Below are 23,270 nucleotides of genomic sequence, written 5' to 3' on the forward strand. Positions count from 1 at the left end.
GAGTCTCCTGTTGAAAACAGTATAGACTTTACTTGCGCCAGAACTGCGGCACAAACAGCACCATCACAGCCAGCAATTCGAGACGACCGAGCAGCATGGCCAAGGTGCAAATCCAGGTCTGAAAATCAGTGAGGACACCAAAATTGGAGGCCGGGCCGACCTGCCCCAAGCCCGGGCCAATGTTGTTCAGGGTGGCCACCACCGCAGAGAACGCCGTGACGATGTCCAGCCCGCTGAGCAGCATCAGCATGGTCAGGCCGATGGTGCTGGCGCCGTAGATCAGCATGTAGGCCATCACCGCAGCAATCACGGTGGCCGGAATGGTGGCGCGCCCCAGGGTGACCGGATTCACCACGCGCGGATGAATGGCGCGCACCAGTTCACGACGCGACTGCTTGATGAGCAACACCATGCGCACCATCTTGATGCCGCCGCCGGTGGAACCCGCGCACGACACAAAGGTGCCCAGAAACATCAGCCAGACCGGGGCAAACACCGGCCACAAGGCGTAGTCTGCCGAGGCATAGCCGGTGGTTGTGGCCACCGACACCACGTGGAATGCAGCGGCGCGCAAGGCGGCATCCGCATGCTCAAAAACGCCATGTAACATAAGCAAAACAGCAAGGCTCAGGACTGAGCCAAGCAGCACCAGCACATAGGTCCGCACCTCGGTATCGCGCCACATCGACTGCAATGAGCGCGCCCGCCAGACAATGAAATACCGGGCAAAGCTGATGCCGGAGAGCGCCATGAAAACAATGGCCACGAGTTCGATATCGCGCGAGTTCCAAAAACCAAAACTCGCGTCATGCGACGAAAATCCACCCAGCCCCATGGTGCTGCACATGTGCATGAAGGCATCAGCCCAACTCATGCCCGCCTGCTGATACGCCAGCATGCATGCCGCAGAGAAAACAAAATACACGCCCCACAGGCCGCGCGCCGTCTCCGCAATGCGCGGTGTCAGGCGGGCATCTTTCATCGGGCCGGGCGTTTCGGCCTTGTAGAGCTGCACGCCCCCCAGGCCCAGCAAGGGCAACACAGCCACCACCAGCAGCATCACCCCCAAACCACCAATCAGCTGCAAAAAACAGCGCCACACGTTTACCGACACCGGCAGGCTGTCCAGCCCGGAGAACGCCGTGGCACCCGTGGCGGTCAGGCCACTCATGGCCTCAAAATAGGCATCGGTCCAACTCAGGCCGTCCATGGCCAGCACCAGCGGCACGGCCGAGCAGGCCGGCAGCACCGTCCACACCAGATTGACCAGCAGAAAACCATCGCGTGGCATCAGTTCGCGGTGAAAACGATGGGTGAGCAACCAGAGCAACAGGCCAAAACCCAGCGTGATTGCCATGCTTTGCCACCAGACACCAAGCAAGGCCGGCGGGTCCAGCTGCCAGGCCCAGGCCATGGGCACCAAAAACAGCAGGGCATAACCCACCATGATGCGGGCCAGGATGTTGAGCGCGGGCGCCAGACTGGTCATGGTTTAAAAGAAGCTGGCGCTGACCTGAAACAACTTTTCCACCGGCTTGAGCAAACGCTTGTTGGGAATGAAGATGATGATGTGGTCTGCCTCCCGGATCACCAGGTCGTGGTGCGGCATCAAGACCTCGCAATCACGCCCCTCGCCACGCACAATGACGCCAAAACGGGCACCTTCTGGCAGCTTGACCTGCTCAATGCGCCGCCCCACCAGATGGGACGACTTGCTATCACCGCGCGCCACCCCTTCCAGCGCCTCGGCCTCACCACGGCGCAAGCTGTGCACAGCCGCCAGCGCCCCGCGGCGCACATGCACCAGCAGCTCGCCAATGACCGTTTGCGCCGGCGAGATGGCAATGTCAATGGTGCTGCCCTGCATCATTTCGGCATAAATGCGCCGGTTGATCAAGGCAATGACACGCCTGGCGCCGAGCCGCTTGGCCAGCATGGCCGACAGGATGTTGTCCTCATCGTCGTTGGTCAGCGCGATGAACAAATCCATCTGCCCCACGCCCTCTTCAAGCAGCAGGGTTTCATCGGCCGAGTCGCCTTCCAGCACCAGCATGTCAGACGGTAGCTCCCCGGCCAGATATTTGCAACGCTTGTGGTCACGCTCAATGAGCTTGACCTCGCATTGACCGACCAGGCTGCGCGCCAGCCGCAGGCCTACCTTGCCACCGCCCGCAATCATGACGCGGCGCACCGGCTGGTCGTTGTTGTGGATGGCCCGCAGCACGTCCCGAATTTTTTCCTTGTCAGCCAGCACAAAAACCTCGTCACCGGCCAGCACACGGGTGTCGGGTGCCACCGGCACTTCAGCGTCCTGCCGGTAGAGCGCCACCACGCGCATCTCGGCCCAGGGAAAGAGCTCGCGAAATTCGCCAATGGTGTGGTTGACCAGGGGACTGCCTTGCGCGGCGCGCATGGCAACCAGATGCGCCCGGCTACGCGAAAACTCAAGCACCTGCAGCGCTTCCGGGTAGTCGATGAGCTTGTGGATGTAATGCATCACCGACTCTTCGGGACAAATCACATGGGTCACGCCAAAGCCGGACTTGCCCAACAAGGCATCGCCTTCAATGAATTCGGGGGAACGCAGGCGCGCCACGGTAACGGGAATGCCAAACACGTCGTGTGCCACCTTGCAGGCCGTCAGATTGGTCTCATCAAGCGCGGCGCAGGCAACAAACAGGTCGGCATCTTCGGCGCCGGCGCGGCGCAGCACCGACGGCTGGATACCATTGCCCGGCACGCCGCGCAGGTCGAGCCGGTCTTCCAGGTCGCGCAGCAACTCGGGGTCAGGGTCGATCAGGGTGATGTCGTTTTGCTCGGAAACCAGGCTCTCGGCGACGCTTTCGCCGACGCGCCCGGCCCCCAGAATAATGATGCGCATAGAGGAAGCCTTGTGTTGTGCGAATCATAACGGGGCACGACCAGCCCGCTTCGCGTGCTGCGGTCTGTCACCACAAGGTGAGCAACCAACATCCGACAATCGGTTGGGGACAGAGCTGGCCCGCTTCGCGTGCTGCGGTCTGTCCCACAAGCTTGAACAGCCGACATCCGACGAACAGTTGGGGACAGAGCTGGGTCGCTTCGCGACACTGCGGTCTGTCCCACAAGCTTATAAGTTTCTCTGAATGATGATTTTCTGCACGTCGGAGGTGCCTTCGTAGATCTGGCAGACGCGCACGTCGCGATAAATCCGCTCCACCGGGAAGTCGCTGACCACACCGTAGCCACCCAGGGTCTGGATGGCAGCGCTGCACACTCTTTCTGCCGTTTCACTGGCAAACAGCTTGGCCATGGCGGCCTCTTTCAGGCAGGGTTTGCCGGCATCGCGCAAGGACGCCGCGTGCCAGATGAGTTGGCGCGCGGCTTCCAATTGGGTCGCACACTCGGCCAGCCGGAAACCCACCGCCTGGTGGTTGAAGATGGCTGTGCCAAAGCTCTGGCGCTCCTTGGCATAGGCCAGCGCCACCTCGAACGCGCTGCGCGCCATGCCCACACTTTGCGCGGCGATGCCGATACGCCCGCCCTCCAGGCCACCCAGGGCAATGCCATAACCCTGGCCCTCGCTGCCGATCAGGTTCTCTGCGGGAATGCGGCAATTGTCAAAGTTGATCTGCGCGGTGTCGCTGGAATGCTGGCCCAGCTTGTCTTCGAGCCGCGCCACCACGTAGCCGGGCGCGCTGGTAGGCACCAGAAAGGCGCTCATGCCTTTCTTGCCGGCGCCCTTGTCAGTGACGGCGATGACAATGGCCACGTCACCATTTTTACCGCTGGTGATGAACTGCTTGACGCCGTTGATGACATAACCGTCGCGCTCTTTCACTGCGGTGGTACGCAGCGAGGAGGCGTCGGAGCCCACATGCGGCTCGGTCAGACAAAAGGCACCCAGCATCTGCCCTTGGGCCAGGGGCGTCAGCCACTGTTTTTTCTGCTGCGGGTTGCCGTAACGCATCAGGATGGCGTTGACCGGGCAGTTGGTCACGCTGATCACGGTGCTGGTGCCGCCGTCTCCGGCCGCAATTTCTTCCAGCACCAGCGCCAGTGTCAGATAGTCCAGGCCGGCACCGCCAAGCTCCTCGGGCACGCAAATGCCATAAGCACCGAGTGCCGCCAGTCCCTGGTGCGCGGCCTTGGGGAAGTGGTGTTCTTTATCCCACCTGGCGGCATTGGGCCAGAGCTCGATCTGGGCAAAGTCGCGCACCGCGTCGCGGATCATTTCCTGGTCTTGGGTCAGCAACATGGTTCAGACTTTCGTTCAGAGCATTTCCAGCGCCACGGCGGTGGCCTCACCACCGCCGATGCACAGGCTCGCCACGCCTTTTTTGAGGCCACGGGCTTGCAGCGCATACAGCAGCGTCACCATGATGCGGGCACCGCTGCAACCAATGGGATGGCCCAGGGCGCAGGCACCGCCATTCACATTGACGATGTCGTGGCTCAAACCAAGCTCGTGCATCAGCGCCATCGGCACCACGGCAAAGGCTTCGTTAACCTCCCACAGATCGACGTCTTTCACGCCCCAGCCCGCCTTGGCCAGCACCTTGTTGACCGAACCGATCGGCGCAGTGGCAAACCAGTTGGGCTCCTGCGCATGCACGGCGTGTGCCACCACGCGTGCCAGCGGTTTGAGCCCCAGACTGGCCGCGGTGGAGGCGCGCATCATGACCAGCGCGGCAGCGCCGTCGTTGATGCTGGAGCTGCTGGCGGCGGTGATGGTGCCGTCCTTCTTGAACGCAGGTTTGAGCGCGCTGATCTTGTCAAGCTTGACCTTGCCCGGGCCTTCATCGATGGCAATCACACGCTCACCGGCACGGGTGTTGACCGTGACCGGCGCAATTTCGGCGGCAAAGGCACCCGTGCTGGTTGCCGCCTGCGCGCGCTGCACGCTGGTGGTGGCAAAGGCGTCCTGCTGTGCACGGGTAAAACCGTATTTGGCCGCACAGTCTTCGCCAAAGGTGCCCATCGAGCGGCCAGGCTCGTAGGCGTCCTCCAGACCGTCGAGCATCATGTGGTCAAAAATGCGGTCGTGGCCGATGCGGTAACCACCGCGCGCCTTGGGTAGCAGGTAGGGCGCGTTGGTCATGCTTTCCATGCCGCCGGCCACCAGCACGTCGGCACTGCCAGAGATGAGCATGTCGTTGGCCAACATGGCGGCACGCATCGCCGAACCACACATTTTGGACAGCGTCACCGCGCCCGCGCTCAGCGGCAAGCCGCCTTTGAGCGCCGCCTGCCGTGCCGGCGCCTGGCCCTGGCCCGCCATCAGGCAGTTGCCAAACAGCACCTCGTTGACCAGCTCCGGGTTGACACCGGCGCGCTCGACCGCGGCCCGGATGGCCACACCGCCCAGGTCGTGCGCCGCCAAAGAGGAAAAGTCGCCCTGGAAAGAACCCATGGGGGTGCGGGCTGCGCCCACGATCACTATTTGCTCAGTCATGTCAAACTCCTTGGATAAAAAATCAAATCAATGCCCGTCCCTGCGCCTGGCCGTGTTCCGCTTGAAACCGCTTGTCCCGGTCGTAGGGAAACACGTCATACACATAACCCGCCTGGACCCGTTCCTTGTGGCTTTGCCAGAACGCCACGTCGAGCAGGTCGGCGTGGTGCTTCATGAACACCGCTTTCACCGCCGGGTTGCCCAGCAGGAACGGGCCAAAGGTTTCGGGGAACACGTCTTTCGGACCCACCGTGTACCAGACCTCACCCGACATTTCGTCTTCTTCGTTGCGCGGCTGCGGCACCCGGCGGAACACGCAGTCGGTGATGTATTCGATCTCGTCGTAGTCGTAAAACACCACCTTGCCGTGGCGTGTGACGCCGAAATTTTTCCACAGCATGTCACCGGGAAAAATGTTGGCCGCCACCAGGTCCTTGATGGCATTGCCGTACTCGATGACGGCGCGCTCCAGTTGCGCATGGGCACGCTGTGCTTGCGGGCTGGTGTTGGCGGGGTCGGCGCCACCGGCGTCAAAGACTTCCTGCAGGTAAATATTGAGCGGGATCATGCGCCGCTCGATATAGACGTGCTTCAGGATCACCTCGATCTGGCCGTCACCATCGCGGTCGCTGATTTCCAGCTGGCTGGGGGCAAATTTCTCGATGTCGGCAATCAGTTCATCGGTGAAACGCTTGCGCGGAAACGCCACCTCGCTGTACTCCAGCGTGTCTGCCATGCGACCGACGCGGTCATGCTGCTTGACCAGCAGGTACTTACCCTTGATCTGCTCGCGGCTGGTTTCCTTGGGCGGGGGGAAGAAGTCCTTGATGACCTTGAACACATAGGGGAAGCTGGGCAGGTCGAACACCAGCATGACCATGCCCTTGATACCGGGCGCGATGCGGAACTGGTCGGTGGAATGGCGCAGGTGGTAGAGGAAGTCGCGGTAGAACAGCGTCTTGCCCTGCTTGGCCAGGCCCAGTGCGTTGTAGATTTCATTGCGCGGCTTGCGCGGCATCATGCTGCGTAAAAACTGCACATACGCACTGGGGATTTCCATGTCCACCATGAAATAGGCGCGGGCAAAACTGAACAGCATGTGCAGGTCGTCCTCGCCGTATAGCACCGCGTCAATGGCCAGTTTTTCTTCCCCTTTGACATACAGAATCGGCAGGGCAAAGGCAAACTCGGTAAAACCGTTGATCAGCCGGCCCACAATGTAGGCGCCCTTGTTGCGGAAAAACAGGCCGGTCAGCACCTGAATCTGAAAATTGGCACGCAGGGTGGCATCACCCAGCAGGCGGTTCAACACCTCGACCACCCGGCCCACGTCGCGCGGCAGGTCTTCAAAATCACGCCGAAGGTCGAAGTCCCGGACCATTTGCAGCAGCACATCCTGCAGCTTGCCGCTGGCCGGGTAATAGGCACGGTAGGTGGGGCGCACCTCGGACTCGCTGTTTTCAATGTACTCGGTACTGACCGCCGGGCGAATGAAGATGAAATCATTCTGGAAATAACTGCGGTGCAGGATTTTGGTGGTGACCGAATTGAAAAAGGTTTCGGCCAGTTCAGGCTGATGGTGGTCCACCAGCAAACCAATGTAGTGCAGCTTGACCTGGTGCCAGATGGCCATAGGCTGCTCGCCCGCCTTGAACTCACGCTCCAGCCGCGTCGAGCACTCACGCACGCGCAAATCATAAAACTCGATGCGTTCGCGCTGCGCCCGCTGCTGGCCATGCCAGTCCGCGGTCTCGAAACGGTGCTTGGCGCGTGCCGATTCGGTCCTGAACAAACGGTAATGGCGGTTGAAGCCATCCATCATGGCTTTGGCAATGTCGTAGGCCAGCGTGGAGTCAAGGCGGGTGGGGAACATGCTCGTCCTTTGCCTGTCGCGCGTCCCGGCAGGACTATTTTTTCAGCAGCGGACGCGGATAGCGCCTGAAAGCTTCGCGAAAAACGTTCACCACTTCGTCCGGCCCCTGCATGCTGACGGCCAGATCTTTCACCAGCCCATCCTTCAGGCCATAACACCAGCCGTGTACCGCCACTTTCTGCCCGCGTGCCCAGGCATCCTGCAGTACATTGCTCAAGGCCACGTTGCCCACCTGCTCGATCACATTCATCTCGCACAGCGTGTCTTCCTGCTCGGCCACTGTCAGGTGGTCCAGACGCCGGCGATGGCGCAATTTGACATCGTGCACATGGCGCAACCAGTTGTCGGCCAGCCCGACCCGGGTCCCGCGCAGGGCTGCCAGCACGCCGCCGCAGCCATAGTGCCCCACCACCATGACGTGCTCCACCTTGAGGTGGTCCACGGCAAACTGGATCACCGACAGTGCATTCAGGTCAGAATGCACCACCACATTGGCGATATTGCGGTGCACAAACACCTCGCCCGGGTCGAGTCCGGTAATTTCGTTGGCCGGCACGCGGCTGTCGGCACAACCAATCCAGAGGTATTTGGGCGTTTGTTGCTGCGCCAGCTGGCTGAAGAATCCAGGGCGCTGCGCCTCCATGCGTGCAGCCCAGGTGATGTTGTTGTCCAGCAGGTGTTGGAGTGATGTGTTCATATGTCAATGTTACCGGGATGTCATATTGCCCTAGCAGGTTTCAGAAAACAGTTCGCGACCAATCAGCATGCGCCGGATCTCTGACGTACCGGCGCCAATCTCGTACAACTTGGCATCACGCCACAGCCGGCCCAGCGGGTACTCGTTGATGTAGCCATTGCCGCCAAAAATCTGCACGCCCTCACCGGCCATCCAGGTGGCTTTTTCGGCGGTCCACAAAATCACCGAGGCGCAGTCCTTGCGCACCTGGCGCACGTGTTCAAGCCCCAGCAAATCCAGGTTTTTGGCCACGGTGTAGGCAAAACTGCGCGCTGCCTGCAACACGGTGTACATGTCGGCCACCTTGCCCTGGATCAGCTGGAACTCGCCAATGCTCTGGCCGAACTGCTTGCGGTCGTGGATGTAGGGAATCACGTTGTCCATGACCGACTGCATGATGCCCAGCGGCCCGCCGCTGAGCACGGCACGCTCGTAGTCCAGCCCACTCATCAGCACTTTGGCGCCCATGTTCAAGCCGCCCAGAATGTTGGCCTCGGGCACCTCCACGTTGTTGAACACCAGCTCACCCGTGTGGCTGCCGCGCATGCCCAGCTTGTCGAGTTTTTGCGCGATGCTGAAACCCGGCATGCCTTTTTCGATCAAAAAGGCCGTCACGCCGCGCGCGCCCAGCTCCGGTTCTGATTTGGCGTAGACCACCAGCGTGTCGGCGTCGGGGCCGTTGGTGATCCACATCTTGCTGCCGTTGAGCAGGTAGTAGCCCCCCTTGTCCTCGGCCTTGAGCTTCATTGACAACACATCGCTGCCGGCGCCCGGCTCGCTCATGGCGAGGGCACCGACATGCTCGCCGCTGATGAGCTTGGGCAGGTATTTCTGGCGTTGTTCAGGCGTGCCATTGCGCTTGATCTGGTTCACGCACAGGTTGGAGTGCGCACCGTAGGACAGCCCCACCGAAGCGCTGGCGCGGCTGATTTCTTCCATCGCGATCATGTGCGCCAGGTAACCCATGTTGGCGCCGCCATATTCTTCGCCCACGGTGATGCCGAGCACGCCCAGCTCGCCCATCTTGCGCCACAAGTCCATCGGAAACTGGTCGCTGCGGTCAATGTCAGACGCCCGCGGGGCGATTTCGGCCTGCGCAAAGTCGCGCACCGCATCGCGCAGCGCGTCTATGTCTTCACCGAGTTGGAAGTTAAGGCCGGGTAAGTTGTTCATGGGGTTTGTCTCCTGATTTGGTGTGTCGGGGTAAATTGAAATCTCAGTAGGTTTTAGGCACGGCCATGAGCGTTTGCTGCAAGACCGCACAGGCCGTCTCGCGACCGTCATCGGCGATGTGGACCACCTCGGCCGCGGTCACGATCACGCGTTTGCCGGCCTTGGTGACGCGCCCGGTGGCCAGCAAATTTCCGCCCTGACAGGACGCAAGAAAGTTGATTTTGTACTCCACCGTCACCACTTCCATGCCCGCCGGGGTCTGGGTCAGACCGGCATAACCAGCCGCAATATCCGCCAGCGCACCCATGGCACCGCCGTGAAACCCGCCCTGCTGTTGCGTGACCTTATCCGAATACGGCAAGCTCAAGACACAGATCCCGTGCTCGACTCGCTCAACCGCTGCGCCCAACAGGCGCATCAGGCCTTGGCGTTCAAAACTGCGCTGCACCCGCTGCAGGGGTGTTTCGGGTTGGTTCATGGTTTGACTTTCAAGGGCTGGCTCTTGGCGAGCAGGGCTTTGGCTTCACGCTGGTGTGCTTTGAGTTCATCCAGGTTGGCCTGCAGGTCTTTCATCTGGGCTTCGAGCTGCTGCTGATGCTGTGCCAACACCAGCAAGAATTTTTCCAATTGCACGGCAGTATCGCGTGGGCTGTCGTACATGTCGATGATCTCTTTGGCCTCGACCAGGCTAAAACCCAGGCGCTTGGCACGCAAAGTCAATTTGAGTCGTGTTCGGTCGCGGCTGCTGTAGACCCGGCTGCGACCTGCGGGCCCGGTGCGTTCGGGACACAGCAAACCCATGTCTTCGTAAAAACGCATGGCGCGGGTGGTCAAATCAAATTCTTTGGCCAGGTCGCTGATGCTGTAGGTGTGTGCCATGACAATGGATTACTTTAGATTGACGTTAACGTAAACGTCAATTATGAAGCAAATTCAAGTCAAATTTGCAACCGTGCGCAACGGCCGTCCGGCCCGCGTCAGTTCCAGCGCGGCGCAGTCTCACGCGTGAGTTGCTGACGCAGCGCTGCGTAATTGGGTAAAACCGACTGCACCGTGTCCCAGAAGCGCGGGCTGTGGTTCATCTCGCGCAAGTGACTGAGTTCGTGCGCCACCACGTAGTCAATGACCGCCAGACTGAAGTGAATCAGCCGCCAGTTCAACCGGATCGAGCCATCCACACGGGCACTGCCCCAGCGGGTGCCGGCATTGCTGAGTGCCAGTTTTTTCCAATGCACCCCCAGCAGCGGGGCAAAGTGGTCCAGGCGCTCCTGAAACACCTGCCGGGCCTGGCGCATCAGCCAAGCTTGCACCACATCGCGGATTTGATCCGGACTGGCATGGTTTGGCAAGCTCAGGCGCAGAATCATGGGAGGCTGAGTGCCTGGCAAGGTTGCCGGTGCAGCGTCAGGAACAAACGCATCGGCCACCAGTTCGGCACCAGCGTCCGTAAAACCATGTTCCGGATCCAGCTTGAGCCGGATGGTTTGCCCAAGAAACGGCAAACCGGCGCCGTCACGACAATCAATGGTGTGCTCGGCCAGCCGCGCATGACGCTCGCGGCTTTCCTGCAGTTTGCGCAGGATCCAGGCCGATTTTTCCTGCAGCGCGGCATCCACTTCGGCCAGCGGCACCCATTTGGGTGCGCGCACGGCGAGCCCGTGCGGTCCGACACTGAAGCCGATGCTGCGGCGCCGGCCACGTTTGAATTCATAGGCCACCAGCGCATGCCCCAGGCGCACCTCTCTGCTGGCGTGGGGGTGGCAAAAATGCACAGCCACCCCGGCTACAACGACAGGGTCTTGGGCCGGAGTAGCGGGCTTCGGTTTGGGCCTGGCCTTGGGCGCTTTCCTGCCAGACACCGGAACCGGATCTTGCTCAAACAAATCCAGTGTGAAACGCAGCAGCGGGTGCATGGCTGGGGAAGCCGTTAGGCCGCAGGATAGGCCTCGGGGTCAATGCGTCGCATCTCGGCCTCGATCCAGGTCTCGGCTTCGCGCATCAGACCCTTGGGGTCACGACCTGCGCTGGGCAGGCCAGGGCCGATGGACACGGTCACCACCCCCGGATGTTTGATGAAGCCCTTGCGTGGCCAGCAGCGGGCCGTGGCCACCGCGATCGGAATCACCGGCGCGCCGGACTGCACGGCGAGACGGGTGCCTGCCGTCTGATACGTTCCCTTGTGACCGCGCGGCATGCGCGTGCCTTCCGGGAACATGATGACCCAGGTGCCCTGCGAGAGCAGGCGGCAGCCCTGCTCGATGACGTGCTTCATGGCCTCGGTGCGCGATTCACGGTCGATGTGAATCATGTCCAGGCGCGCCATCGACCAGCCAAAAAATGGCACCTTGAGTAACTCGCGCTTGAACACAAAGGCCAGCGGATGCGGCATCAGCGTGGGCAACAAAAGGGTTTCCAGCGTTGACTGGTGTTTGGACAGCAGCACCGCTGCGCTGCTTTTGCCCAGCGGCAGATGCTCAAAACCCAACACCTTGAACTGCACCCCCAGAATCACCCGCGTGCCCCACATCACCACGCTGAACCAGTTCACCGCCGTCCACCAGGCGGCGCGGCGTGACAAAAGGGACACCAGCAGCACCGCCAGCGTCCAGGGGATCACGGTGATGACCATCCAGGCCATGTGCAAAATGGATCGAATCAGCGCCAGCATTTTCAGGCCCGTGCCTCTTCACGGCTGAGCAGAAAGTCAACGAACGCCGTCAGATCGTCATGCACCCGGGTGTTAGACGGAAAAGACTCGGGCAGGGCCCTGCCCTTGTAAATGGCGGCTTTGCCGGTCAGCACCAGATGCGGCTCACAGCCGACCGCAACACCGGCAATGACATCACGGGCCGAATCACCCACCACCGGCACGTTTTCAAGATCCAGTCCGTAACGACCTGCAATTTGCTCAAACAACCCGGAGGCGGGCTTACGGCAATAACAGTCGTCCGCTGGCGTATGCGGACAGTAAAACACGGCGTCAATGCGCCCGCCCACCGCTGCCAGCATCTGGTGCATCTTGGTGTGAATGGCATTCAGGTCAGACACCTCGAACAGTCCACGCCCCAGTCCCGACTGGTTGCTCGCTACCACCACATGCCAGGCGGCCTGGTTGAGGCGGGCAATAGCCTCCAGCGCGCCGGGCAGCGGTTTCCATTCGTCCGCCGACTTGATGAAGTCGTCACTGTCTTGGTTGATGGTGCCGTCTCGGTCCAGAATCACCAGCTTGATCGGGGTCATGATGTGCCTTTGTCAGCGTTACAGCAACAGCTCATGCCGCCAGGCGCGACAAATCGGCGACCTGGTTCATGGCCAGGTGCAGGGCTTTGAGCAGGCCCAGGCGATTCAGTCGCAAATCAAGTGCTTCTGCATTGACCATCACGCCGTCAAAAAACGCATCCACCGGCGCGCGCAAGGCCGCAAGGGTTTGCAGCGCGGCGGTGTAATCGCCGGTAGCAAGCTGCACCTGGGCGCGCGGCGCGATGTCCTGCATGGCTGCATACAGCGCTTTTTCGGCGTCTTCTTTCAGCAGCAGTTCGCTGACATGGGCATCGACAACGGCCGCCGCATCGGCCTTTTTCAGGATGTTGCTAATGCGTTTGTTGGCGGCAGCCAGCGCCGGCGCTTCGGCCAGCGCGGCAAAGGCGCGCACCGCCGCCAGACGGCGCGGCACGTCGCCGAGACGTTGCGGACGCAGCGCCAGCACGGCATCGACTTCCAGCGCGCTGTAGCCCTGCTCACGCAGCCCCCCCCCCAAGCGGTCATAGACAAAGTCGCAGAGTGCCGACCCAGCATCGGTAATCTTGCTGCCAAAAGCCGGTACAGCAGCCGCCACCAGCGCATTCAAATCAAGCGCCAGATTTTTTTCAACCAGCATCCGGATCACACCCAGCGCATGGCGGCGCAGGGCAAACGGGTCCTTGTCACCGGTGGGCAGGTTACCGATGCCAAACATGCCGACCAGGGTTTCCAGCTTGTCGGCCAATGCCACCACCACGCCGACCGGGTTGCGCGGCAAGGCATCACCGGCAAAACGGGGCTTGTAATGGTCTTCAATGGCCTCGGCAATATCGGCGTCCAACCCGTCGTGACGGGCGTAATAGCCGCCCATGATGCCTTGCAGTTCAGGGAACTCACCCACCATGTCGGTCAGCAGGTCGGTCTTGGCCAGACGCGCGGCCAGTTCGGCGCGCTCGGCCAGCGCCTCACCCCCGAGTGGCAGCGCAAGCGCGCGTGCAATGGCGCACACGCGTGCCATGCGCTCACCCTGCGTGCCCAGTTTGTTGTGGTAAACCACCTTGTCAAGACCGGCGACGCGGGATTCGAGCGTTTTCTTGCGGTCCTGGTCATAGAAGAACTTGGCATCGCTCAGGCGCGGGCGCACCACTCGCTCGTTGCCACCAATCACGGCGCTGGCGTCTGCCGGGCTGATGTTGCTCACCACCAGGAACTGGTTCGTCAATTTACCCTGGGTGTCGAGCAACGGAAAGTATTTCTGGTTGGCCTTCATCGTGAGGATCAGGCACTCTTGTGGCACCGCCAGAAACTGCGGCTCAAATTGACAGGTCAGCACATTGGGGCGCTCCACCAGGGCTGTGACTTCATCGAGCAAAGCGTCGTCCATCAGCACCTCAAAGCCTGGTCCCAGGCGTTCGGCGGCTTGCGCAAGTTGTTGCACGATGGCAAAGCGCCGATCGCCAAAGCTGGCAATCACGGCACCGTCGCGCAGCAGCGTGCTGGCGTAGTCGTCGGCGTGATCCACCTGCACCGGCGACTTGTGCGCCTCAAAACGGTGGCCCTGCGTCAGCTTGCCAGACGTCAGGCCGAGCGCCTTGACCGGCACCACGGTGCTGCCATGCAAGGCCACCAGGCCATGCGCCGGACGCACAAAGTTCACGCTGCTCCAGCCCGGCAGTTCGCAATCAGTCGCCAGCTGGTAACTCATCATTTTGGGAATCGGCAACTGAGCCAGCGCCGCCTGCAAGGCTTGCTGCAAGCCGACGTCGAGCGTGGCGCCAGTCACCTGGCTGTCGTAAAACAACGCCTCGGCCTTGCCGTCCGGGGCCTTGCGCAGCGCCGCCACGGCAAACACCGGGTCGGACACATCAGCCCCTAGCGCCTGCAGTTTCTTCAGCAAAGCAGGGGTCGCCAGGCCATTGGCATCAAGCCCGACGCTCACCGGCATCAGCTTTTGCTGCACTGCGGTGTCGGCCGCCTTGGCCGCCACATGGGTGATGTGCGCGGCCAGGCGACGCGGTGACGCAAACGGCGTGGCCACCGAATCGCCCGAGGCCAGGCCCAACTGGCGCAACTGGGCGCACAACTGGCTGGCAAACACCTCACCAAGTTTTTTCAGCGCCTTGGGTGGCAGCTCTTCGACAAACAGTTCAACGAGAAGGTTTTGGTGGGTCATTTCATGCAGCTTTCTTGGTCATTTCAGCAACCCAGGCACGCGGTGCCATCGGGAAACCCAGACGCTCGCGGCTGTCAAAGTAGCTTTGCGCCACACCGCGCGCCAGCGTGCGGATGCGGCCAATGTAGGCAGCACGCTCGGTCACAGAAATGGCACCACGGGCGTCCAGCAGATTGAAACTGTGCGCGCATTTGAGCACCTGCTCGTAGGCGGGTAGCGCCAGTTGGACGTCCATCAGGTGCTTGGCCTGCTTTTCATGGGCCGTGAAGGCGGTAAACAGGAAGTCGGCGTCGCTGTGTTCAAAGTTATAGGTGGACTGCTCGACCTCGTTTTGCTTGTAGACGTCGCCATAGCTGAGCTGGGTGCCATCGGGCGACTCGGTCCAGATCAGGTTGTAAACATTGTCCACCCCTTGCAGGTACATGGCCAGGCGCTCCAGGCCGTAGGTGATCTCGCCGGTGATGGGGCGGCAATCAATGCCGCCGACTTGCTGAAAGTAGGTGAACTGCGTGACTTCCATGCCGTTGAGCCAGACTTCCCAGCCCAGGCCCCAGGCGCCCAGCGTGGGATTTTCCCAGTCGTCCTCGACAAAGCGGATGTCGTTCTTCTTCAGATCGAAACCGAGCGCCTCCAGCGAACCCAGGTAGAGCTCCAGAATGTTGCTGGGCGCGGGCTTGAGCACCACCTGGTACTGGTAGTAATGCTGCAGACGGTTCGGATTTTCGCCATAGCGGCCGTCCTTGGGGCGGCGGCTGGGCTGCACGTAGGCGGCCTTCCAGGGCTCCGGCCCGAGCGCCCGCAAAAATGTCGCGGTGTGCGAGGTGCCCGCACCGACCTCCATGTCATAGGGCTGCAACAGCGCGCAGCCCTGGGCGTCCCAATACGACTGCAGTTTCAAAATGATTTGCTGGAAGGTCAACATAAGCGGTGGGGGCAGCTTGCAAAGCCGCCCGGAAGTAAAAATGGTGACGCAAGCGCTTGCGTCTGAATCGTCAATTTTACGGGCTTATGACAGTGGCCAATGCTGCCTTTGCCGGGCGCCTGTACCAGGCCAGGAGCAGCAGGCACAACCCCATGATCGTCAATGGCCACAGACCCCAGCGGGCCAGCCACCAGGCATAGGGGGTAATGCCGGTCCGCCCTTCCACCGTGCCGTGCAGCGCCATGGCGGTGTGCGGCGTGGCCGCATGGATCACGCGGGCGCGGTGGTCGACGATGGCGGTCTGCCCGGTGTTGGTGGCCAGCAAAAATGGCCTGCCAAATTCCAGCGAACGCAGACGGGCAATTTGCAGATGCTGGTCCATCGCCAGGCTGTCGCCAAACCAGCCCAGGTTGCTGACATTGACCAGCATCGTAGGCGCTTTGGCGTCCACCAGAAACTGGCTGGCCAGCTCTTCGCTGAACAGGTTCTCGTAACAAATGGTGGCGGCCAGCCGCTGCCCCTGCCAATCAAACGTGGGCTGCGGCAGGTCACCACGGTTGAAATCCCCAAGCGGGATGTTCATGAGGTCGGTAAACCAGCGGAAAAACGGCGGGATGAACTCGCCAAACGGCACCAGATGGTGCTTGTCATAACGCCATGGCGCGGCCTGCCCCGGCTTGAACCCAACCACCGAATTGGTATAGCCCTCGCTGAAGCTGCCCAGCGGAACCCCCACCAGCGCCGCCTGCGCACCGCCGGCAAAACGCTGCTGCAAGGCCTGCCAGTAATCTGGCGGCAGTTGCTCGGGCAGCAGCGGCAGCGCCGTCTCGGGGGTGATCACCAGCGCGCTCTGGCTCTGCTGGAGCTGCTCGCCATACCACTGCAGGGCTTTGAGCACGCCGGTTGCCGTATCGAATTTTTCGTTCTGTGGAATATTGCCTTGCAACAGGGTCACGTCGAGCGTACCGGCCGAGCCACCCTGCGGCTGGGGCAGCCACGGCGGCAACAACAGCAGGGCCAGCAACATCATGACAGACAGCAAGGCATTTCCCCATTGGCCAAGCAAAGCGGCGCACCAGGCCAAGGCCAGACAGGCCGCCAGCCCGGCGGCAACAAAGCCGACCCCATACAGTCCAACCCAGGGAATCAGCCCGGCCAGCGGCCCCGCCAGCTGCGCATAACCAATGGCGCCCCAGCCAAAGCCGGTCAGCAACAGGCCACGGGCCAGTTCGGCCAGCAACCACAGGGCGGCAAAAGCCAGTGCCGCCCAAACCGGATGAGGAAGCGCCATGCGCCAGAAAATACCAGCCGCAGCCGCGTAATAAAGTGCCAGCAAGCCGGCCAGCGCCAGCACCGCCAGAACGGCCAGCGGCGCGGCCAGGCCACCATAGGTGTGCATCGAGGTAAACAGCCAGCCAAAGGTGCAGGCCAGCCAGGCGGTGGCAAAAATCCAGCCGCGCAGCACCGCACCCCGCCAGCTGGGGCTGCTGCGCAGCAAACCCACCAGACTTGCCAGCGCCAGCGTTTGTCCCCACCACAGCGTTTGTCCCTGCGCCAGGCCCAGCCAGGCCAGGCTCTGCGGCATGGCCACGGGCCAGGCCAGGCTGGCCGCCTGCAGGGCACCCGCCAGCAGCAGCACCAACTCGGGCATCAAGCCAGAGCCCGCACCCTGCAGCTTATTTGGCACCATCCGGCACCGGCGAGACCTTGAACCATTTCACCGCCCCCCCTTTGGTGTGCATCACCACAAAGTCAAGGCCCGCGCGCACATGGTGCTCACCGCGCCGGGGCACATGGCCCATCTCGTGGGCGATGAGGCCGCCAATGGTGTCGAAGTCTTCATCGGAGTCGGTGCTGTCGAGCTTGACGCCAAAGGCCAGCTCGACACGTTCAATGGTGGTGTCGCCACTCACCCGGTAGCTGCGGTCAGGCAAGCCAAAGATGTCACCTTCGTCATCGGCAATATCAAACTCATCTTCGATTTCACCGACAATTTCTTCCAGCACATCCTCAATGGTGACCAGTCCGGCAACACGGCCAAACTCATCAATCACGATGGCCAGATGGTTGTGGTTGCTCTGAAAATCGCGCAGCAAATCGTTCAGCCCCTTGCTTTCGGGGACAAACACGGCCGGACGCAGCAAGGCGCGGATGTTGAGCTCAGGTGCCCGCTGCAACTTGAGCAGATCCTTGGCCATCAGGATGCCAATGATGTTCTCGCGTTCTCCCTCAAACACCGGAAAACGCGAGTGCGCCGTGTCGATCACTCCGTGCATCATGGCGTCATAGGGATCGTCGATGTTGATCAGCTCCATGCGGGTGGTGGGCACCATGACGTCGCCAGCACTCATGTCAGCCATGCGGATCACGCCTTCCAGCATCTTGCGCGAATCGGCGCCAATGAGCTGGTTGTGCTCGGCTTCGGCCAGGGTTTCTATCAACTCGTCGGTCGAATCCGGCCCGGGGTGGATGAACTCGGCAATTTTTTGCAAAAAAGTGCGTTTATCTTCCCGGTCGGGACGCGTTGGGTAGGGATCGGACACAGCCAGTCAGGCAGGACATGCGGTTGTTGAACAAGCCATAAGGATAGCGGATAACGCATTTGCCCTATCAAAAGCCGAATGCGACTCGGGCATCACTCGCTATTTTTAGTCGTGCCACGGCCACGCCAGGCGCTTTGCAGGCTGGCGATGGTGTTATGAATTTGCCTGGCTTGCACCTTCAGACGGTAATTGGCCTGGGCCAATTGTTCTTCAACCAATTCGGTCAAATGGCTATTGAGGGTGGCTGGCGGCAACACCAGATAGCCTTCTGTTTCTGCCCCGTCACGCACAAACGTGGCCCCGGCGTGACTGGCAATCCGGAGCATGGCAGCGTTTTCGCTCAGCACATGAACATACAACTTGCCCACCCCCACATTGCGGGCGTGCATCACGGCGCGCTCGAACAAACGGGACCCGTAGTGCCGGCCTCGCGCCTGTACCAGCACAGAAACGCCGAATTCGGCACTGGGATTGGCGCCGGTATCAGATGCATAGGCCAGATGGGCCAGCGCAATCAGCACCAGATTCCGGTTGTAAATACCAAAAATTTCATCGCGATCAAAATCCAGGCCGTTCACATAGTGCTCGATCTGCGCATCGTTGGCGGCAAACCCAAACCGGTAATAGCGGTCATGGGCATCAAGTGCCTTGAGGTGCCTGGCAATGCGCGCGCGGTGGTTTTCGCCCAGCGAGCGAATCGGCACCATGACATCCGGTTTTCTGGGCGCAACGGCAGACCCCGCACCAAGCGATGCAGCAGGATAGAAAAAACGGGGCAGGATGTCGAACATAGGACTCGAATATAAGGGTTTTCCCTAGGTATTGATCTCTAGAGCGCATAACTCGCGTCAAGTTGTTGGGTTTTTCACAACTTGGCTGGATAAACTTGACGCACGATGCAAGCTTCAAACCAGATACGGGAGTCTATCTCCAGGGTGGTTGCACTGCGCCAAAAGGTTGTCGATCAACCCGACTTGGCGCTGGCGCTTCACACCGTCAAGCAGGTCCAGGCGCGGCGTTTCTCTGGCAGTTACCAGGACCTGCTGCACTCGGCCAGCTACGCCGCCTGCGCCAATTTCTTTCTGGAAGAGCTGTACGGCGCCAAGGACTTCGCCGAGCGCGATGCCCAGTTCGCCCGCATTGCCGGCGCACTGGAGCGCACCTTTCCCCAGCAGGTGGTCGCAACCGCGGTGGCTTTGGCCGAACTGCATCAATTGACCGAAGAACTGGATCTGGCCATGGCCCTGAACTGGCAGCTGCAACCAGAATTGCCCACGGCGCAAGCCTATGTACTGGCCTGGCGTGCCGTCGGGCACCGTGAAGACCGTCATCAGCAACTCAACACGGTGCTGGAGATTGGACAGGAACTCGGCCAGCTGACACGCAAACCGGGCTTGTACTTCATGCTGAAAATGATGCGCAAACCGGCGCAGCTGGCCGGCCTGGGGGCGCTGCAGAATTTCCTCGAGTCCGGCTTTCGGCACTTTGCCGACCTGGCCCACAACAAGGGCACAGTCGACAGTTTTCTGGACACCGTCAGAACACGCGAATCGGCCTGGCTGGACCGCCTGTTCGATGCGCCGGCTGCCACTTGCGTGACCGAATTGGCGCAAAACCTGTCCTTGACCGACGCGGACCAACGCTGAGCTTGCTGTCCGTACCCGCCACTCCCCTTCTGTTTTAAAAGGTTCATTGTGCAACTCCCCCATGGCATCACCCTGTTCGAGCGCGGCTGGCTGTCCTCCAACAACATCCTGATCCGTGGCAAAAGCCACTGCGCGCTGGTTGACAGCGGATACGCCAGCCACGCCACACAGACCCTGGCGCTGGTGCAGTCAGCCCTGCATGGCCAGCCGCTCGACCTGCTGCTCAACACCCATTTGCACAGCGACCACTGCGGTGGCAATGCCCTGCTGCAGGCGCACTACCCCCAGCTGCAAACCCTGATTCCGCCGGGACACGCGCGCTTTGTGACACCTTGGGACCCGGTGGCCCTGTCCTACCAGCCCACGGGTCAAACCTGCCCTGCCTTTGCCTACAGCGCCACACTGCAGCCCGATACGGAAATCATGTTGGGCGACCAGCGCTGGGAAATTCACGCGGCGCCGGGGCACGACCCCCATTCGGTGATCCTGTTTCAGCCCGAACACCGTCTGCTGATCTCGGCCGATGCCTTGTGGGAAAACGGTTTTGGCGTGGTATTTCCGGAACTTGACGGCGCCGACGCCTTCAATGAAGTGGGGCAAACCCTTGACGTGATCGAGGCGCTGGCCCCAGCCATAGTCATCCCCGGCCACGGCACACCATTTTCAGATGTGGCCGAGGCGCTGGCCCGGGCGCGCAGGCGGCTTGACGGTTTTGCCCAGGCACCGGAAAAACACCTCCGGTATGCCGCCAAGGTGCTGCTCAAATTCAAACTGCTCGATGCCCGGCACTTGCCGCTGGCGGACTTGCTGCAATGGGCACAGCGCACCCCGTTGATGCAGCGGATTTACCAGTCCGGCGCGCTGGCTGGCCAGCCATTCCAGGACTGGGTACTGACCCTGGTGGATGAACTGGTGCGCAGTGGCGCGGCCAGCCGCGACCAGCAAATCGTCAGCAACGCTTAATCAGTTGGGGTCAGAGCACGTCGCTACGCGAGTGGTCTGACCCGCAAGATCTCAAACATTGTTGTTACGCACGCCGCTGGCCACATGGCCGGCGGGCACATGCCGGGCGGCCGATTCGATGTGACCGGTCTGGTCGTCAAAGAAAAAATCAGGCTCGAACTCACGCAAGAACTCGCCCTTGGCCAAGCCGCCCAGGAACATGGCTTCATCGACCTCGATGTTCCAATTCATCAGAGTTCGGATGGCGCGCTCATGCGCTGGTGCGCTGCGCGCCGTGACCAGCGCGGTGCGGATACGCATGGCCGGTGTGCCGGCCTGTTGCAGGCGCTGCAAGGCAAACAGCAGGGGTTTGAACGGGCCATCGGGCAGGGGCAACCCGGCTTTCTCGATCTCATGCTGGTGAAAGGCGTGCAAGCCCTGCGTCTGGTACACCTGTTCGGCCTCATCGCTGAACAGCACCGCGTCGCCGTCAAAGGCGATGCGCACTTCGGCAGGGTGCGCGTCGCTGGCGTGAACCGAGCGCGGGTACACCTGGGCGGCCGGCACACCGGCATCGAGCGCGGCGCGCACATCGCTCAGGTGGGTGCTTAAAAACAGGTTGGCGTGCAAGGGCTTCAGGTAGCGCCAGGGCGGCTGCCCACGCGTGAAGCTGCCGCGCTCAATGGCCAGGCCATAGTGCTGCGCCGAGCGGAACACCCGCATGCCCGAGACCGGGTCGTTGCGCGAGAGAATAACGACCTCCACCGGGTGGTTGTGATGGGCTGGCGCGGCCTGGTTGAAGGCCAGCAACTTCTGCACCAGCGAAAACGCCACGCCGGGCCTGGCGGGCAGGTCCAGACGCTGCAGTTGCAGCGCCATGTAGGCGCGGTCATCGTTCTGCTCAAATACCTCGTTTTCTTCCTCGAAGTCAAACAGGGCGCGGCTGGAAATCGCCACCACCAGCTTGCCGTCGAGGCTGGCGCTCATGATTGCAGAAACATCCGGAACACCGGATTCGCTGTTTCCTCCACATAGGGGTAGCCCAAGGTGGCCAGAAACTCGTTGAAGGCCTGTGAATCACTCGCTGGCACCTGGATGCCCACCAGGATACGGCCATAGTCTGCGCCCTGGTTGCGGTAATGGAACAGGCTGATGTTCCAGTTGGGCCGCAACAGGCTCAAAAACTTGAGCAAGGCACCGGGCCGCTCGGGGAACACAAAGCGCAGCAAGCGCTCATCTTCGGCCAGCGCCGAGTGCCCGCCCACCATGTGGCGAACATGCTCCTTGGCCAGTTCGTCGTGGGTCAGATCGAGCGCCTCAAAACGGTGCCTGCTGAGGTGCGCCGCTATCCTGCCCGACTCGCCCTTGGCGGCGGTGGTCAGCCCGACAAAGACATGGGCCTTGTGCGCGTCGCTGATGCGGTAGTTGAATTCGGTCACGTTGCGCAGCGTCTTTGGCCCCCCAAAACTGGGCAGGTCGCCAATCAGTTCGCAAAAGCGCCGGAAGCTGCCACGTTCCTCGGGAATCGTCACGGCAAACAAGGCTTCGCGCTCTTCACCCACTTCGGCGCGTTCGGCAACAAAGCGCAGGCGGTCAAAGTTCATGTTGGCACCGCACAGAATGGCGGCGTAGGTTTCGCCCTTTTTCTTGTGCGTAGCCACATACTGCTTGATGGCCGCCACCGCCAGGGCGCCAGCCGGCTCCACAATGCTGCGGGTGTCGACAAACACATCCTTGATGGCAGCGCACACCGCGTCGGTATCGACCAGCATGTAGTCGTCCACCAATTCACTGGCCACACGGAAAGTTTCTTCGCCCACCAGCTTCACCGCCGTGCCGTCCGAGAACAGGCCTACATCAGCCAGGGTGACGCGCTTTTTGGCGCTCACCGACTGCGTCATGGCGTCGGAATCGTTCATTTGCACGCCAATCACCTTGATCTCGGGGCGCAGCGCCTTGATGTAATTGGCCACACCGGAAATCAGGCCGCCGCCGCCAATGGCGACAAACACGGCGTCCAGTCGCCCCTGGTGCTGGCGCAGCAGTTCCATCGCAATGGTGCCCTGGCCGGCGATCACATCGGGGTCGTCGAATGGATGGACGAAGGTCAGGCCTTCTTTTTTCTCCAGCGCCACCGCATGCCCATGGGCATCTGAATAGCTGTCGCCAAACAGCACCACCTCGCCGCCAAAGCCGCGCACCGCGTCCACCTTGACCTGCGGCGTGGTGGTGGGCATGACGATGACGGCGCGGCAGCCGAGCCGCTGGGCGCTCAGGGCGACGCCCTGGGCATGGTTGCCGGCCGAGGCGCAAATCACACCTTTTTTCAGGTGGGCCGGGCTCAGGTGCGCCATCTTGTTGTACGCGCCGCGCAGCTTGAAGCTGTGCACCGGTTGCTGGTCTTCGCGCTTGAGCAGCACGGTGTTGTTGAGGCGCGCACTCAGGTCTTGCGCAATTTCCAGGCTGGATTCCACCGCCACGTCATAGACGCGGGCCGTCAGGATCTTTTTGAGGTAGTCCGCTGGGGTCAAAGCTGAAGTTTTCATAGGGTGACAATGATAAGCGCCCCGGTCAAAGTGGCAAAAAGC

Annotated in this window: 20 protein-coding genes and 1 pseudogene; 2 read left to right on the plus strand and 19 right to left on the minus strand. The window is 61.3% G+C overall.

Annotation, left to right across the window (positions count from 1 at the left end):
* Positions 1-28: 28 nt before the first annotated feature.
* The 17 genes and pseudogenes from NDJ10_RS02950 to NDJ10_RS03030 all read right to left on the minus strand — a co-directional run bounded on the left by NDJ10_RS02950 (position 29) and on the right by NDJ10_RS03030 (position 18,885).
* A complete protein-coding gene (locus NDJ10_RS02950; protein WP_296159616.1) occupies positions 29-1,489 on the minus strand; it encodes a potassium transporter TrkG in 1,461 nt (486 codons plus the stop codon).
* 3 nt (positions 1,490-1,492) lie between these two features.
* A pseudogene (trkA, locus tag NDJ10_RS02955) lies at positions 1,493-2,884 on the minus strand (Trk system potassium transporter TrkA); the annotation flags it as partial.
* Positions 2,885-3,109: 225 nt separating this feature from the next.
* A complete protein-coding gene (locus NDJ10_RS02960) occupies positions 3,110-4,237 on the minus strand; it encodes an acyl-CoA dehydrogenase family protein (protein WP_296159617.1) in 1,128 nt (375 codons plus the stop codon).
* Between the two features lie 15 nt (positions 4,238-4,252).
* Complete coding sequence (locus NDJ10_RS02965) at positions 4,253-5,434, minus strand: acetyl-CoA C-acyltransferase (protein ID WP_296159618.1); 1,182 nt, start codon at positions 5,432-5,434, stop codon at positions 4,253-4,255.
* A gap of 22 nt (positions 5,435-5,456) precedes the next feature.
* Positions 5,457-7,307, minus strand: coding sequence for a bifunctional isocitrate dehydrogenase kinase/phosphatase (aceK, locus tag NDJ10_RS02970; RefSeq protein ID WP_296159619.1), 1,851 nt, complete (start codon positions 7,305-7,307; stop codon positions 5,457-5,459).
* A 34-nt stretch (positions 7,308-7,341) separates the two neighbouring features.
* Positions 7,342-8,004 carry a carbonate dehydratase gene (gene can, locus NDJ10_RS02975; RefSeq protein ID WP_296159620.1) on the minus strand — a complete coding sequence of 221 codons (663 nt, stop codon included), beginning with the start codon at positions 8,002-8,004 and terminating at the stop codon, positions 7,342-7,344.
* Positions 8,005-8,034: 30 nt separating this feature from the next.
* The gene (locus NDJ10_RS02980) at positions 8,035-9,216 is read right to left on the minus strand and encodes an isovaleryl-CoA dehydrogenase (protein ID WP_296159621.1); all 1,182 of its coding nucleotides are present in this window, start codon (positions 9,214-9,216) and stop codon (positions 8,035-8,037) included.
* 43 nt (positions 9,217-9,259) lie between these two features.
* Complete coding sequence (locus NDJ10_RS02985; RefSeq protein WP_296159622.1) at positions 9,260-9,694, minus strand: PaaI family thioesterase; 435 nt, start codon at positions 9,692-9,694, stop codon at positions 9,260-9,262.
* The gene (locus NDJ10_RS02990; RefSeq protein WP_296159624.1) at positions 9,691-10,095 is read right to left on the minus strand and encodes a MerR family DNA-binding transcriptional regulator; all 405 of its coding nucleotides are present in this window, start codon (positions 10,093-10,095) and stop codon (positions 9,691-9,693) included. Before NDJ10_RS02990 ends, NDJ10_RS02985 begins: the two co-directional genes overlap by 4 nt.
* Positions 10,096-10,193: 98 nt before the next feature.
* Positions 10,194-11,129 (minus strand): SprT family zinc-dependent metalloprotease, encoded by a 936-nt coding sequence (locus NDJ10_RS02995; RefSeq protein WP_296159625.1) that lies wholly within the window; start codon positions 11,127-11,129, stop codon positions 10,194-10,196.
* Between the two features lie 14 nt (positions 11,130-11,143).
* A complete protein-coding gene (locus NDJ10_RS03000) occupies positions 11,144-11,881 on the minus strand; it encodes a lysophospholipid acyltransferase family protein (protein ID WP_296159812.1) in 738 nt (245 codons plus the stop codon).
* 5 nt (positions 11,882-11,886) lie between these two features.
* Positions 11,887-12,456 (minus strand): D-glycero-beta-D-manno-heptose 1,7-bisphosphate 7-phosphatase, encoded by a 570-nt coding sequence (gmhB, locus tag NDJ10_RS03005; protein WP_296159626.1) that lies wholly within the window; start codon positions 12,454-12,456, stop codon positions 11,887-11,889.
* Positions 12,457-12,487: 31 nt separating this feature from the next.
* Entirely contained in the window at positions 12,488-14,629 is a 2,142-nt protein-coding gene (gene glyS, locus NDJ10_RS03010; RefSeq protein WP_296159627.1) for a glycine--tRNA ligase subunit beta, read from the minus strand.
* Position 14,630: 1 nt separating this feature from the next.
* Entirely contained in the window at positions 14,631-15,551 is a 921-nt protein-coding gene (gene glyQ, locus NDJ10_RS03015) for a glycine--tRNA ligase subunit alpha (protein ID WP_296159628.1), read from the minus strand.
* A 76-nt stretch (positions 15,552-15,627) separates the two neighbouring features.
* Positions 15,628-17,241 carry an apolipoprotein N-acyltransferase gene (gene lnt, locus NDJ10_RS03020; protein ID WP_296159629.1) on the minus strand — a complete coding sequence of 538 codons (1,614 nt, stop codon included), beginning with the start codon at positions 17,239-17,241 and terminating at the stop codon, positions 15,628-15,630.
* On the minus strand, positions 17,228-18,094 hold the full coding sequence (locus NDJ10_RS03025) for a transporter associated domain-containing protein (protein ID WP_296159630.1): 867 nt from the start codon (positions 18,092-18,094) through the stop codon (positions 17,228-17,230). The genes lnt and NDJ10_RS03025 overlap by 14 nt, the downstream gene beginning before the upstream one ends.
* A 92-nt stretch (positions 18,095-18,186) precedes the next feature.
* Complete coding sequence (locus NDJ10_RS03030) at positions 18,187-18,885, minus strand: GNAT family N-acetyltransferase (protein WP_296159631.1); 699 nt, start codon at positions 18,883-18,885, stop codon at positions 18,187-18,189.
* Positions 18,886-18,990: 105 nt separating this feature from the next.
* Between NDJ10_RS03030 and NDJ10_RS03035 the strand changes: the two genes are divergently transcribed.
* On the plus strand, positions 18,991-19,740 hold the full coding sequence (locus tag NDJ10_RS03035) for a hypothetical protein (protein WP_296159633.1): 750 nt from the start codon (positions 18,991-18,993) through the stop codon (positions 19,738-19,740).
* Positions 19,741-19,788: 48 nt separating this feature from the next.
* Positions 19,789-20,703, plus strand: coding sequence for an MBL fold metallo-hydrolase (locus NDJ10_RS03040; RefSeq protein ID WP_296159634.1), 915 nt, complete (start codon positions 19,789-19,791; stop codon positions 20,701-20,703).
* A 51-nt stretch (positions 20,704-20,754) separates the two neighbouring features.
* Here the strand turns inward: NDJ10_RS03040 and NDJ10_RS03045 are convergent, their stop codons facing one another.
* A complete protein-coding gene (locus NDJ10_RS03045) occupies positions 20,755-21,669 on the minus strand; it encodes a 5'-nucleotidase (protein ID WP_296159635.1) in 915 nt (304 codons plus the stop codon).
* Complete coding sequence (gene ilvA / locus NDJ10_RS03050; RefSeq protein WP_296159636.1) at positions 21,666-23,228, minus strand: threonine ammonia-lyase, biosynthetic; 1,563 nt, start codon at positions 23,226-23,228, stop codon at positions 21,666-21,668. The genes NDJ10_RS03045 and ilvA overlap by 4 nt, the downstream gene beginning before the upstream one ends.
* Between the last annotated feature and the right edge of the window lie 42 nt (positions 23,229-23,270).

It is taken from the genome of Rhodoferax sp. (genome assembly GCF_023700745.1).
GTDB lineage: Bacteria > Pseudomonadota > Gammaproteobacteria > Burkholderiales > Burkholderiaceae_C > Rhodoferax.